Consider the following 12693-nt stretch of genomic DNA (forward strand, 5'->3'; position numbering starts at 1 on the left):
AGGACGGAACATCCGCTAAATCTTCAGCGGCTGAGATGCCGCCTTCGTGAGCAAGGTGGGGCGCCACCCCGGTCACTCCCACACGGGACAATGTTCGGCGCAAAAAACCATTGTGTTTGACGACTGCGAACCTCCCACATTTGATGTGCATCAACTCTGAGCCCACACATCGACAAGGCAAAACCGCCGTGATTTCGTCTTCTATGGCGCTGTCGCCGGGGCGGGGTGCGTGATTCACTAGGTCAACTGCACGACCGCCGCGTGCTGCCCGGACCGGAGTCGCCTCATGGACCAGCGCATCAACCTGCATCAGTTCGCCGAGACCCACGAGGTCACCAATCAGCCGCCGTCCCTGGACGGCACCAACCTGTACCGCATCGACCTGCCGCTGCAAGAGTGGTCGCGGCGCTTCGGTGCCGGCTGGGCCCAGGACCGAATCGACGCCTATGGCGCATTGGCCGGCGGCCCGCTGATGGAAGCGGGCTTCCTCGCCAACCAGAACAAGCCGGTGTTTGCCAGCCATGATCGCTATGGCCATCGGATCGATCTGGTGGAATTTCATCCGGCGTATCACCAGCTGATGCAGACAGCGGTCGAACACGGCATCCCGTCGCTGCCGTGGACCGACCCCCGCGAAGGCGCCCATGTTGCCCGCGCGGCGATGAGCTATTTGCACACCCAGGCCGAAGCGGGCAGCGGTTGTCCGCTGACCATGACCTTCGCCAGCGTGCCAGCCCTGCGCCTGCAACCGGATCTGGCCGACACCTGGCTGCCGAAGATTCTCGCCACCCACTACGACCCGCGCAACGTCGGCATCGCGCACAAGGCCGGCGCCACCATCGGCATGGCCATGACCGAGAAACAGGGCGGCACCGACGTGCGCGCCAACACCACGCGGGCCTATCCGGTGGGCCAGCCCGGGCCCGGTCAGGCCTATGAACTGGTCGGGCACAAATGGTTTTGTTCGGCGCCCATGTGCGACGCCTTCCTCACCCTGGCGCAGACCGACAAGGGCCTCACCTGTTTCCTGCTGCCGCGCCATCGCCCGGACGACACCCGCAACGCGTTCTACATACAGCGGCTGAAGAACAAACTGGGCAATTGGTCCAACGCCTCCAGCGAAGTGGAATTCCGCGGCGCCCTGGCGTGGATGGTGGGCGAGGAGGGGCGCGGCGTGCCGACCATCATCGAAATGGTCGCCATGACGCGCTTCGATTGCATGACCGGTTCCAGCGCGCTGATGCGTCAGGCCCTGACCCAGGCCGCGCACCATTGCGCCCACCGCAGCGTCAGCGGTCGCTTGCTAAGCGAACAGCCGCTCATGCAGAACGTGCTCGCCGATCTGGCGCTGGAAAGCGAAGCGGCCCTCGCCTTGAGCCTGCGCATGGGGCGCTCGCTGGAGCGTCTGGATGACGGCCACGAAGCCCGTTTCGCACGGCTGGTGACGGCGGTGGGCAAATACTGGATCTGCAAGCGTGCGCCGGCAATGATCAACGAAGCGGCGGAATGCATGGGCGGCGCAGGGTATGTGGAGGACACCATCCTGCCGCGCCTCTACCGTGAGGCGCCGGTCAATTCGACGTGGGAAGGTTCCGGCAATGTGCAATGCCTGGACGTCCTGCGCGCGTTGTCCAAGGAGCCCGGCGTGCTGGACGCGCTGTTCGACGAGCTTGGCGACGGTCATGGCGACAAGCGTCTGGCCGCGCATATTCACGGCTTGAAAGAGGCGTTTCAGGACACCGGCGACATTCAGTACCGCGCCCGGCAACTCACAGAAGACATCGCCGTCGCGCTGCAGGCAAAACTGCTGCTGGAAGCGGGCAATGCCGTGGTCAGCGACGGGTTTATCGCTGGACGTTTGGAACGGCCGGGGCGTGTCTACGGCGCCTTGCCGCGCGGGGTGGATGTTCAGGCGCTGGTCGCGCGGTCATCGCCGCAGGTCTGACGCGTTCATTGCTGCGTCGGCCGCAGGCAACTCGTGCCTTCGTCATCTGTTGCAGGCAAGATACGCGCTTGCAAGATCAGAAGGATATGCATCGTGACCGAAGCTTTCATTGTCGTAGAAACTGCCGAACACGCCGTTGACCGGCTCGCTGAGCTGCACGCACGGGCAACCACCGCCTTGAGCCAGGCGCTCAAGCGCTACCTGAAAGACCGCGTCGAACCGGATGCCGCCGAGCGTCTGACGTTCCGCTACCCCGAACTGCGCCTGACCTACCACTGCCAGGGCGAAGTGCCGCTGACCACGCGTGCGTACGCCAAGGTTCAGCTGCCGGGCACCTACAGCGTCACCGTTACCCACCCGGCGGCATTCCGCAAATATTTGCTCGAACAGCTCGTGCCGTTGATGAACGACTTCACCGTGACGGTCGAAGTGGGCGTCAGCGAGCAAAACATTCCGTACCCCTACGTGGTCGAGCAGGGCGATGAACTGGCCGGGACCGGCGTGACCGCCGCGACCCTGGCCCGCGTCTTCCCGAGCACGGATCTGTCCGCCGCCACCGATGGTATCGCCGATGGCCTGTACGACTGGGCCAACACTGATCCGCTGCCGCTCGCGCTGTTCGACGCCGCGCGTGTGGATTTCTCGCTGCGCCGTCTGGTGCATTACACCGGCAGCGACTGGCGCCATGTTCAGCCGTGGATCCTGCTGACCAACTACCACCGCTACGTCGATCAGTTCATCGTGCATGGCCTGGAAAAACTGCGCGATGACCCGCGCTTTGTGAAGATGGTCCTGCCCGGCAACGTCGTCGTCGACAAGAGCATGGATTACGGCGAAGCCCAGGCCATCGTCTCCGGTGTGGTCTGGCACCGCTACCAGATGCCGGCCTATCACCTGATCGCCGAAGACGGTCACGGCGTGACATTGGTCAACATCGGCGTCGGCCCGTCCAACGCCAAGAACATCACCGACCACCTCGCGGTATTGCGTCCCCATTGCTGGTTGATGATCGGCCACTGCGGCGGCCTGCGTCAGTCGCAGACCATCGGTGACTACGTGCTCGCCCACGCCTACATGCGTCGCGACGGTATTCTTGATCGCGTGCTGCCGCCGAACATTCCGATCCCGGCGCTGGCCGAGGTGCAACTGGCGCTGCAGGAGTCGGCGGCTCAGGTTACCGGCGAGCGCGGAGACGATCTGAAGAAGCGTCTGCGCACCGGCACGGTCCTGACCTACGACGACCGCAACTGGGAACTGCGCTGGGCCCAGGAACGGCCGCTGATCAACCTGTCCCGCGCTGTTGCGGTGGACATGGAAAGCGGCACCATCGCCGCCCAGGGTTATCGCCTGCGGGTGCCTTACGGGACCTTGCTCTGCGTGTCGGACAAACCGCTGCACAGTGAAATCAAGCTGCCGGGCTCGGCCAACGCGTTTTATGAGCGTGCCGTCACCCAGCATCTGAAGATCGGCATCGCCGCGCTGGACCTGATGCGCACGCAGCTCAACTCGCTGCATTCGCGCAAACTGCGCAGCTTCGACGAGCCGCCGTTCCGATAAGGCTCCGTTAAGGCGCTAGGCGTTCAACGAAAGGGCCACTAAAGTGGCTCTTTCTGTGTCTGTCATTTTTTCACCGGTTTCCCATGCCCCGCAATCAACGTCCCGATTCCCGCCGTCCTTCGCCTGATCGTACGAGCGCGCCCCGGCGTGTCGCCAAAGCGCCGCCCGCCGAGCCTCGGCTGATTCTGTTCAACAAGCCTTTTGATGTGCTGACCCAGTTCAGTGATGGCGAAGGCCGGGCGACGCTTAAGGACTTCATCGACGTCCCCGGCATCTACCCGGCCGGTCGTCTGGACCGCGACAGCGAAGGTTTGCTCTTGCTGACCAACGACGGCCAACTGCAAGCGCGCATCGCCGACCCCAGGCACAAGCTGGCGAAAACCTACTGGGTGCAAGTAGAGGGCGAGCCCACTGAAGAGCAGTTGACGCAGTTGCGCAATGGTGTGGAGCTTAACGACGGTCCGACCTTGCCGGCACAAGCGCGGCAACTGGACGAGCCGGAGCTATGGCCGCGCAACCCGCCGGTTCGGTTTCGTAAAAGCGTGCCGACGAGCTGGCTGGAGCTGGTCATCAAGGAAGGCCGCAACCGCCAGGTGCGCCGGATGACTGCGGCGGTGGGGCTGCCGACGTTGCGATTGGTGCGCGTGCGGATAGGCGACTGGAGCCTTGACGGGCTCGATCAAGGGCAGTGGCGGGAAGTGCCGGCGAAGCTTTGATTTAGAGCGGCTGCTCCAGGTAGGCGATCACCACGCTTTTGATCACGAACGCCAGAATCCCCAGGCCCAGAACGCTGCACAACAGGATGGTGCCGAAGCGCCCGGCTTTGGATTTCTTCGCCAGATCCCAGACGATGAAACCCATGAACCCGACCAGCGCGGTGATCAACAGGGTCATCATCCATTCTTCAAACAGTGCGGGATCCATGGGCTACTCCTGTCGGATGCAGTTCAGCCGCGCAAATGCACCAGCGGCAATTCGGTGCTCGCCAGTACCTGATTGAGCACGAAGCTGGAGCGCACGCTGGTCACGCCGTCGATGCGAGTCAGATGGCCCAGCAGAAATTTCTGATAGTGATCCATGTCCGGGACGACAACCTTCAACTGGTAGTCGGCGTCGATACCGGTCACCAGGCTGCACTCCAGCACCTGCGGCAAGTTGCGAATGTGCTGCTCGAAATTCTCGAAGCGGTCGGGTGTGTGGCGATCCATGCCGATCAGCACGTAGGCCGTCAGGCTAAGGCCCAGCTTCTTGCGGTCCAGCAGCGCGACCTGACCTACGATATACCCGTCGTCTTCCAGCTGCTTCACGCGGCGAGAGCAGGGTGACGGCGACAGGCCAATGCGCTCGGCCAGCTCCTGATTGGAGATGCGCGCGTCCTTCTGCAATTCGGCCAAAATACTCAAGTCATATCTGTCGAGCTTGCTCATGTCAGGCGCCTTAATGGAATCGATTGCGCAGGATTATTCATCTGAAGTGAATTATTGCGCAAGTCATGTTTTCGTCAGCAACATTCGCAATCCTGTGCCGTCTGGCAAAGCCTATTCTTTTAACCAGAATCACTGCCCGGACACAGCGTCCAGCGCGGCCCGCCGAATCAGGCCAGCCGCGGCCTCCATCCCGACAGGGTTGACCAGGCCACCGGGCTACGCACTGTCCAGAAGACGATGCGAGGTGAGCCGACGTCAAAAGCGTCGAGCCAGGACGAAGCATTCCAGAGAGGGCCGTTGAGCCCTCTTTTTTTGTGCCTGAATTTCCGTATGGGCCGGAGTGCACGCTTCTACAGTTTCATCCGCCACGCTGATAGAGTGCGGCGAACGGCGCATCCGACCCGCAGTCCTATCCCATAGGTATCCGCGCCGTAGTGAGGAAAGCATGAACATGCGCATCTGGCGTTTGGCAGGTGTCAGTCTCTTGGCCTTGAGCATCAGTGCTCAGGTGTTGGCCGACGACAATAATCAGCAGCAGCAGCAGCAGCAGCAGCGCCAACAGCAACAGCGCGGCTTCGAGATGCAGCGCCAGCAGCAAGAGAACCAGCGCGGGTTTGCCGACGATCAGCAGCGTCAGCAGCAGCAACAACGCCAGCAGCAGGCGCAGCAACAACAGCAGCAGCGCCAGCAGGAACAGCTGCAGCAAAATCGGCAGATTCAGCAGAATCAGCAAGAGCGCGCCAATCAGCAGCGCCAGCAGCAGGAGCGCGAGCGCAACCTGCGCGACGATCAGCGCCAACAGCAGCAACAGCGCCAGCAAATGCAGGACCAGCAACGCCGTCAGCAAGAGCAGCAGCAACAACAGCGTCAGTTGCAGGATCGTCAGGGTGGCCTGCCCATTCAAGGTCGGCCGGACACGGTCGTGCAGACGCAAGAGCCACGTCAGGGCTTTTATCGCGACCAGCCCAGAGACAACCGCTGGCGCGACGGCGACCGTCGTCCCGATAACGGCAACTGGCAGGCCGGCCGCCCCGGTGGTCATGGTGACGGCTGGGGTTCGGGCCCGCGCTATCGCCCGGGTTACGAGATTGATCGCATGCCGGGCGGCTATTCGCGGGTGCCTTATCGCGGCGGCGATTACTTCTACTCAGGCGGTTACTGGTATCGCCCACAGGGCCCACGTTATGTGGTCGTCCAGCCCCCACGAGGTGTTCGTGTCCGCTACCTGCCTGACTACGCGCAACAGGTCTGGCTGGGCAGCGCGCTGTTCTTCGTCGCCGCCGGCACTTATTACACCTATGAGCAGAACACCCAGGAGTACGTAGTCGCCGAGCCTCCGCAGAACGTCGAGCCGGTGTATTCACCTCAACAACCGCAGCCGGTTCAGCAGGCCGCGAATCCCTATGACGTTGTCGCGTATCCGCCTGAAGGCAAGCCGCAACAGGAAGTCGAACAGGACCGCTACGACTGCTACCGCTACGCCGTCCAGCAAAGCAATTTCGACCCCGCGGGCGCAGCGTATCAACCAGCACCGGAAGTGCTGGGCGTGTACCGTCAGGCAATGGCCAGTTGTTATGCGGGGCGCGGGTATAGCGTTCAGCAGTAGGGGCGGGAGTGTGTAGCGGCAGACGCATGTTGCTTTAGTGGAACCGGCTTCAGCCGGGAAGCGGCCAGATTGAACACCATCAGATTTGCAGCGTGACGCCTGACGCTTTCCCGGCTAAAGCCAGTCCCACTAGATGCACGCGGTCAGTAGGACCGGCTTCAGCCGGGAAAAGGCCAGATTGAGCACCATCAAATTCGCAGCGTGACGCCTGACGCTTTCCCGGCTAAAGCCGGTCCCACTAAGAGCACGCGGTGTGTCGGTAGGACCGGCTTCAGCCGGGAAGGGGCCAGATTGAGCGCCATCAGATTTGCCGCGTGACGCCTGACGCCTTCCCGGCTAAAGCCAGTCCCACTAGATGCACGCGGTTAGTAGGACCGGCTTCAGCCGGGAAGACGCTGGATTGACCACTATCAGGTTCGCGGCGTGACGCCTAGCGCTTTCCCGGCTAAAGCCGATCCCACTAAGAGCACGCGGTGTGTCAGTAGGACCGGCTTTAGCCGGGAAGACGCCGGATTGAGCGCCATCAGATTTGCGGCGCGACATCTGACGCCTTCAATTAAAAACCGGTCCATCCTCACGACCCACCACTTCCTGAGGATCCGCGTGCACCAGCACTTCAGCCTTGGGGAATTCGTCCTGAATTGCCGCTTCCACCCGCTCGCACAAGTCGTGCGCCACTGACAGCGTCAGCGTGCCCGGCAGCTCCAGGTGCAGCTGCACAAACCAGTGATTCCCCGAGATCCGCGTGCGCAGGTCGTGGGCGCCCAGTACGCCGGGCACGCCCTCGGCCAGTTCGAGCATTCTGGCGCTGACATCCACTGGCAATTCAGCGTCCATCAGCACCGACACCGTCTCCCGGGCAATGGAAATCGCGCTCCACAAAATGTAGAAGGCGATCGCCAGACCAAAATAGGCGTCCAGCTGCGAGTAACCGAAATAGGCGAGCCCCAGCGCCAGCATGATGCTGAAATTGAGCAGCAGGTCTGAACGGTAGTGCAGGGAGTCCGCACGAATCGCCGCCGAACCGGTTGCCTTCACCACGCGGTGCTGCAACATCAGCAAGGCGATCGTCAGGCCAATCGACAACACCATCACCAACAGACCCAAACCCGGATCGCCGAGGGGTTGCGGGTACTGGATGCGGTCGACCGCCTGAAAACCGATCAGGAACGCGCTCACGGCAATGAACAACGCCTGGGCCATGCCCGACAGCGCTTCAGCCTTGCCATGGCCGTAGCGATGATCATCGTCCGCGGGACGCAGCGCGTAATGCACGGCCAGCAAATTGAGAAATGAGGCGGCGCCATCGAGCAACGAGTCCGTCAGCCCGGCCAACAGACTCACCGACCCACTGAGCCACCACGCAACCGCCTTGGCAACGATCAGAGTGCTCGCCACCGCAAGCGATGCGCGGGTTGCCAGGCGCAATAAGCGGGCGTGTTCGGGGCTGGTGCTCATGGCGCTTCCTTTAAATCACAAAATCTCAAGCGGACGGGACGAGGCCCAGAGCAGCGAGCTGCTGCACGCTGCCTTTGTGCTGGATCAGGCGGGGATCATCCAGCGGCAATGTGCGGCCGAGCTCGGTTTGAATGATGGCTTGCAGCTTGAGGTTGTCGACCGTGCCGTCAGCGCGCACCGCCGGTTCAAGTTTCTGCGGATCGATCTGCGCCTGATTGCCGCTTGGCAGGTAGATCGCGCCCGTGGCGAAGTCGACACCGAAGGCGATCACACCGGGGATGATGTAGAACAACAGGCCGATGGCGTCGAGTATCACAATGGCCGGGTCCATCCTGCCGCTGCCCTGAATCTGGCCGCGACGATCCGGGTAGAAAATACTGCCGCACGCGGTCAGTTGCGTCAGCAGCGTGGCAACCAGAACACCGCCAATCAAACGGGATGGAATGCGCATGGGGATCTCCTCATAAGAAGTCGCAACTATACAAGGCAAATGCCTAATCAATAAGAGTATCCGTGGGGGAAGACAGTTCGTTGGCAGGGTGAACAAAGCCGCAGCAGCTCGCCGTATAATCGTCGCCTTGTTTCCGGAGCTCTCATGAATTCTCTGCCCATCGATGCCGTTCTCCCCGCCTTGTGCCAGGCCCTTGCCGACCGGGACGAGGCCGTGCTCGAAGCACCGCCGGGCGCGGGCAAGACCACCCGCGTGCCGCTGGCGCTGTTGGGGGAGTCGTGGCTCGCGGGGCAGACGATCCTGATGCTTGAGCCCCGGCGCCTGGCGGCTCGTGCTGCTGCTGAAAGATTGGCGAGCGAGTTGGGGGAGGGCGTTGGCGAAACGGTGGGTTATCGGATTCGGCTGGACAGCAAGGTCGGCCCTAATACCCGCATCGAAGTGGTCACCGAAGGCATTCTCACCCGGCGCCTGCAGGAAGACCCTTCGCTGGAAGGTGTTGGGCTGCTGATTTTCGACGAATTTCATGAAAGGAGCCTCGACGCTGATCTCGCGCTGGCCCTTAGCCTCAACGGCCGCGCGCTGTTTCGTGACGAGCAGCCGCTGAAGATTCTGCTGATGTCGGCGACGCTTGAAGGTACGCGGCTGTCGAGCTTACTTAATGATGCGCCGGTCATCAGCAGCGAAGGGCGCATGTTCCCGGTGTCGATGCAGTGGGGGCGGCCGTTTCAGCCGGGGGAGTTCATCGAGCCGCGGGTGGTGCAGACCGTGCTCGACGCGCTGGGTAACGAGTCCGGCAGCGTGCTGGTTTTTCTGCCGGGGCAGGCGGAGATCCGTCGGGTCAATCAACAGTTGGCCGATGCCATTGGCGATCGCAGCGACGTGCTGCTGTGCCCGCTGCATGGCGAGCTCGACCTGAACGCCCAGCGCGCGGCGATCGAACCTGCGCCCAAGGGCAAACGCAAAGTGGTGCTGGCCACCAATATCGCCGAGACCAGCCTGACCATCGATGGTGTGCGGGTGGTCATCGACGCAGGGCTGGCGCGGGTGCCGCGTTTCGATCCCGGCAGCGGCATGACGCGCCTCGACACGCAACGCATCTCCCGGGCCAGCGCCACTCAACGGGCGGGTCGGGCAGGGCGGCTTGAGCCGGGCGTGTGTTATCGATTGTGGTCCGAGGCGCAGCACGATCAGTTGGCGGCGTACGGCGCTGCGGAAATCCTTCAGGCTGACCTGGCCGGCCTGGCGCTGCAATTGGCGCGTTGGGGTGTCGAGCCAACCCAACTGACCTGGCTGGACCTGCCGCCCGCTGCTGCTTATTCCCAGGCCCAGGACCTGCTGGCGCGGCTGGGCGCTCTCACGCGCAAGCCGGGTGAAGACTGGAAACTCACGCCCCACGGCCAGTCGATGGCGGAGGTGCCTGCGCATCCACGCATCGCTCACTTGCTGTTGCGCGGTCATGAACTGGGTCTGGGTCCGCTGGCCTGCGACGTTGCCGCGTTGCTCGGTGAGCGGGACATTCTGCGCGGCGCCGGTGCCGACCTCCATAGCCGACTCACGTTGCTGGCTGGGTCAGAACGCGCAGCGAAAGGCTCGCAGGGCGGCGTGCAGCGAGCGCGGCAATTGTCGCGGCAATATCGTGGTTATTTGAAGGGCGCGGCGCGGAAACCGGTCGTCGATCCCGATCACCCGCGCTGGCTTGGCGCGCTGCTGGCGCTGGCCTATCCCGACCGCGTCGCGCAGCAACGCCGTGCTGGCGGCGCGGAGTACCGACTCGCCAACGGTCGCGCTGCTCTGTTCGCCGAGCCAGATGCGTTGATGAAGCAGCCGTGGCTGGTGGTGGCTGATCTGGGCAGCCGTCAGGGCCAGCGCGAAGAGCGGATCTATCTGGCCGCCGAGTTCGATCCCGACCTGTTCGACTCGGTGCTCGCCGAACAGGTGACCGCGTTCGATCAACTGGACTGGGACGAGCGTGAGGGCGTGTTCCGCGCCGAACGTCAGCGCAAGGCCGGGGAGCTCATCATCAGCCGCGAGCCGCTCACCGGACTGGACGATTCGGCGCGGGGGCAGGCGCTGCTGGCGCTGGTGCGGCGCAAAGGGCTGGAGTTACTGCCGTGGACGCCGGAGCTGCGCCAGTGGCAGGCGCGTGTCGGTCTGTTGCGTCAGATGGATCTCCAAACGCAGAGCGAAAGCGAGTGGCCGGATGTGAGCAACGATGCGCTGCTGGAGACGCTGGACCACTGGCTCCTGCCGTACCTGGGCAAGGTCACGCGACTGAGCCACTTCGGCAATCTTGACCTGTCATCGATCCTGCACAACCTGCTGCCCTGGCCATTGCCCCAGCGGCTGGAAGAACTGGCGCCGCACCACCTGACCGTGCCATCGGGTTCATCAGTGCGCCTGGATTACAGTGAGTCCCCGCCCATTCTCGCGGTGCGTTTGCAGGAGCTTTTCGGCCTGGCTGACACCCCGCGCATCGCCAACGGCCGGCAGATCGTCAAACTGCACCTACTGTCCCCCGCACGCCGCCCGGTGCAAGTCACCCAGGACCTCGCCAACTTCTGGCGCAGCACCTATGCCGAGGTGAAGAAGGATTTGAAGGGCCGGTATCCGAAGCACTATTGGCCGGACGATCCTTTGATCGCCGAACCGACTGCGCGGGTGAAGCCAAGGAAGTGATTTCTGGGGTCGAGGCGGCGCACACATTTTTAGCTTATTTGGTCTCAAGGATGAACGGGGTACAAGACTCAAGTTCTTTAGCGGGTCAATCGGACCAATCAAGGATTGTTATATGCCTGGCGTCGATGCAAAGTCTTTCGACAACTCGTTATTAACTTTTTGAATGTGGGGTAATGGCGTCAGGCAGGAAAATGGCGTCATGTTTCCGATCACTGATCAAATAACTTTTTTGTCAGGTGGTCGCGCCAATTAATATTGACCATTGGCGCCAATAAAAAGAAAACTTATATTTACCGTATTGACTGGCAAAGCGCGATAACTCGTATATAACTAGCGGGAGCTCCATTCTGTTGGGAGCTTATGACAGCCAGCATCCGAGGCCCTGGCCTCAGGGCCTTCCGATCATTCGTTTGCTGCAACGGCATACGCACTGCACGTTCTCCCCTGATATTGAAGCTGATGCCGCAGCACAGATGTTTCGGGCCATTCTTGATGATCAACGCTCTCCGTTCTTTGGCGACCCTGCCTCGGGTCACAACGCGCAAACCATCATAAAGCTGAAATAAAGGTGATTTTTCATGCACGCACGTAAAGCACTTCTGTCCCTCGCAGTCCTCGCTGCACTTTCGGGGGCCGCCGTGGCGGACTCCAGCACCGTCAATACCACCCAGGACGGCACAAGTAACAGTTTGCATGCCGAGCAGCAAGGCGCGACCCAGTCAACGGTCAACATTGATCAGACGGGAACCCGGAACAGCACAGGCGCACGCCAGAGTGCGACCTACAGCACTCTGAGCATCAAGCAGGATGGTTTCTCCAACTTTACTTCGGCCAAGCAGGCCGGAAACAATAACACGGCAACCGTGACGCAAAAGGGCGGCGGTAGTTCGCTGCCTCAAGTCGCTGAGCTAGACCAGTCCGGCAGCTACAGTACCGCCACTATCGCCCAGGATGGCAATAACCGCACAAGCGCCAGCATTACTCAAGGCGGAGGGAGTAATAACACAGCGAGTCTTTATCAGGCACATAACAGTACTATCATCGGGGGCGGCATTACTCAGTCCGGCAGCTACAACGTTGGTAATCTTACCCAACAAAACAACAACAATACGGTGACCGGTTCTGTTACACAGTCGGGCAACGGCAACACCGGTACTATTTCGCAGCAGTACAACTCGAATCGGGTGTCGGCCATTCTGCAGCAGGACGGCAACAGCAACAGCGGCTCCATTCAGCAGACCAGCAATCAGTTGAGCTCCGCCAGTATGTTGCAGAGCGGTAACTTCAACACCGCCAGCCTGTATCAGACCGGCAGCGGTATGAAAGGTGATTTCCAGCAGCGCGGTAACAACAACTATTCGTCCAGCACCCAGACCGGCACCTTTAACGAAGAAACCCTGCTACAGACGGGCAACAACAACCGCGCCGTGGTCAGCCAGACCGGCCTGGGCGGCGCTTTGTCTGGCACCACTAACCTGGTCGCTGTCACTCAGACCGGCAACAACATGGTCGCCAACGTCAGCCAGACGGGCGGCAGCGGCAACTCGGCCACGATCTACCAGCATTAAGATGC

At 61.8% G+C, this 12693-nt stretch carries 11 protein-coding genes; 6 read left to right on the plus strand and 5 right to left on the minus strand.

Features of this window, described 5'->3' with window-relative positions:
• The first annotated feature begins 298 nt into the window (after positions 1 to 298).
• The 3 genes from AC0Z8Z_RS14385 (at position 299) to AC0Z8Z_RS14395 (ending at position 4218) form a co-directional block, all read left to right on the plus strand.
• Positions 299 to 1945 carry an acyl-CoA dehydrogenase family protein gene (locus tag AC0Z8Z_RS14385; protein WP_485619609.1) on the plus strand — a complete coding sequence of 549 codons (1647 nt, stop codon included), beginning with the start codon at positions 299 to 301 and terminating at the stop codon, positions 1943 to 1945.
• Positions 1946 to 2038: 93 nt separating this feature from the next.
• On the plus strand, positions 2039 to 3502 hold the full coding sequence (amn, locus tag AC0Z8Z_RS14390) for an AMP nucleosidase (protein WP_485619537.1): 1464 nt from the start codon (positions 2039 to 2041) through the stop codon (positions 3500 to 3502).
• A gap of 83 nt (positions 3503 to 3585) precedes the next feature.
• Positions 3586 to 4218 carry an rRNA large subunit pseudouridine synthase E gene (locus AC0Z8Z_RS14395; RefSeq protein WP_485619538.1) on the plus strand — a complete coding sequence of 211 codons (633 nt, stop codon included), beginning with the start codon at positions 3586 to 3588 and terminating at the stop codon, positions 4216 to 4218.
• A 1-nt stretch (position 4219) separates the two neighbouring features.
• Here AC0Z8Z_RS14395 and AC0Z8Z_RS14400 read toward each other — a convergent pair whose 3' ends face one another.
• The 3 genes from AC0Z8Z_RS14400 to AC0Z8Z_RS14410 all read right to left on the minus strand — a co-directional run bounded on the left by AC0Z8Z_RS14400 (position 4220) and on the right by AC0Z8Z_RS14410 (position 5788).
• The gene (locus tag AC0Z8Z_RS14400) at positions 4220 to 4426 is read right to left on the minus strand and encodes a DUF2788 domain-containing protein (protein ID WP_485619539.1); all 207 of its coding nucleotides are present in this window, start codon (positions 4424 to 4426) and stop codon (positions 4220 to 4222) included.
• A 23-nt stretch (positions 4427 to 4449) separates the two neighbouring features.
• Positions 4450 to 4929: an Lrp/AsnC family transcriptional regulator gene (locus AC0Z8Z_RS14405; protein ID WP_074893299.1), complete on the minus strand. Its 480-nt coding sequence runs from the start codon at positions 4927 to 4929 to the stop codon at positions 4450 to 4452.
• A gap of 409 nt (positions 4930 to 5338) precedes the next feature.
• Entirely contained in the window at positions 5339 to 5788 is a 450-nt protein-coding gene (locus tag AC0Z8Z_RS14410; protein WP_485619610.1) for a hypothetical protein, read from the minus strand.
• A gap of 63 nt (positions 5789 to 5851) precedes the next feature.
• On the opposite strand from AC0Z8Z_RS14410, the gene AC0Z8Z_RS14415 reads away from it, so the two are divergent.
• The gene (locus tag AC0Z8Z_RS14415) at positions 5852 to 6535 is read left to right on the plus strand and encodes a DUF6515 family protein (protein WP_122624016.1); all 684 of its coding nucleotides are present in this window, start codon (positions 5852 to 5854) and stop codon (positions 6533 to 6535) included.
• Positions 6536 to 7087: 552 nt separating this feature from the next.
• Here AC0Z8Z_RS14415 and AC0Z8Z_RS14420 read toward each other — a convergent pair.
• Both AC0Z8Z_RS14420 and AC0Z8Z_RS14425 read right to left on the minus strand, forming a co-directional pair.
• Entirely contained in the window at positions 7088 to 7993 is a 906-nt protein-coding gene (locus AC0Z8Z_RS14420) for a cation diffusion facilitator family transporter (RefSeq protein WP_485619540.1), read from the minus strand.
• A 25-nt stretch (positions 7994 to 8018) separates the two neighbouring features.
• Positions 8019 to 8444, minus strand: coding sequence for a polyribonucleotide nucleotidyltransferase (locus AC0Z8Z_RS14425; protein WP_122536914.1), 426 nt, complete (start codon positions 8442 to 8444; stop codon positions 8019 to 8021).
• 144 nt (positions 8445 to 8588) lie between these two features.
• Here AC0Z8Z_RS14425 and hrpB point away from each other — a divergent pair, with 144 nt between their 5' ends.
• Both hrpB and AC0Z8Z_RS14435 read left to right on the plus strand, forming a co-directional pair.
• Positions 8589 to 11120 (plus strand): ATP-dependent helicase HrpB, encoded by a 2532-nt coding sequence (gene hrpB, locus AC0Z8Z_RS14430; protein ID WP_485619541.1) that lies wholly within the window; start codon positions 8589 to 8591, stop codon positions 11118 to 11120.
• 578 nt (positions 11121 to 11698) lie between these two features.
• Positions 11699 to 12688 (plus strand): hypothetical protein, encoded by a 990-nt coding sequence (locus tag AC0Z8Z_RS14435; RefSeq protein ID WP_485619542.1) that lies wholly within the window; start codon positions 11699 to 11701, stop codon positions 12686 to 12688.
• Positions 12689 to 12693: the final 5 nt, after the last annotated feature.

Source organism: Pseudomonas sp. 1L-C-7-B-C1, from assembly GCF_057291635.1.

What these genes read in the sequence shown, in the direction of transcription:
- AC0Z8Z_RS14395 (WP_485619538.1), top strand. Translation starts at nt 3,586, where the DNA reads ATGCCCCGCAATCAACGTCCCGATTCCCGCCGTCCTTCGCCTGATCGT.
- AC0Z8Z_RS14400 (WP_485619539.1), bottom strand. Translation starts at nt 4,426, where the DNA reads ATGGATCCCGCACTGTTTGAAGAATGGATGATGACCCTGTTGATCACC.
- AC0Z8Z_RS14405 (WP_074893299.1), bottom strand. Translation starts at nt 4,929, where the DNA reads ATGAGCAAGCTCGACAGATATGACTTGAGTATTTTGGCCGAATTGCAG.
- AC0Z8Z_RS14420 (WP_485619540.1), bottom strand. Translation starts at nt 7,993, where the DNA reads ATGAGCACCAGCCCCGAACACGCCCGCTTATTGCGCCTGGCAACCCGC.
- AC0Z8Z_RS14425 (WP_122536914.1), bottom strand. Translation starts at nt 8,444, where the DNA reads ATGCGCATTCCATCCCGTTTGATTGGCGGTGTTCTGGTTGCCACGCTG.
- hrpB (WP_485619541.1), top strand. Translation starts at nt 8,589, where the DNA reads ATGAATTCTCTGCCCATCGATGCCGTTCTCCCCGCCTTGTGCCAGGCC.
- AC0Z8Z_RS14435 (WP_485619542.1), top strand. Translation starts at nt 11,699, where the DNA reads ATGCACGCACGTAAAGCACTTCTGTCCCTCGCAGTCCTCGCTGCACTT.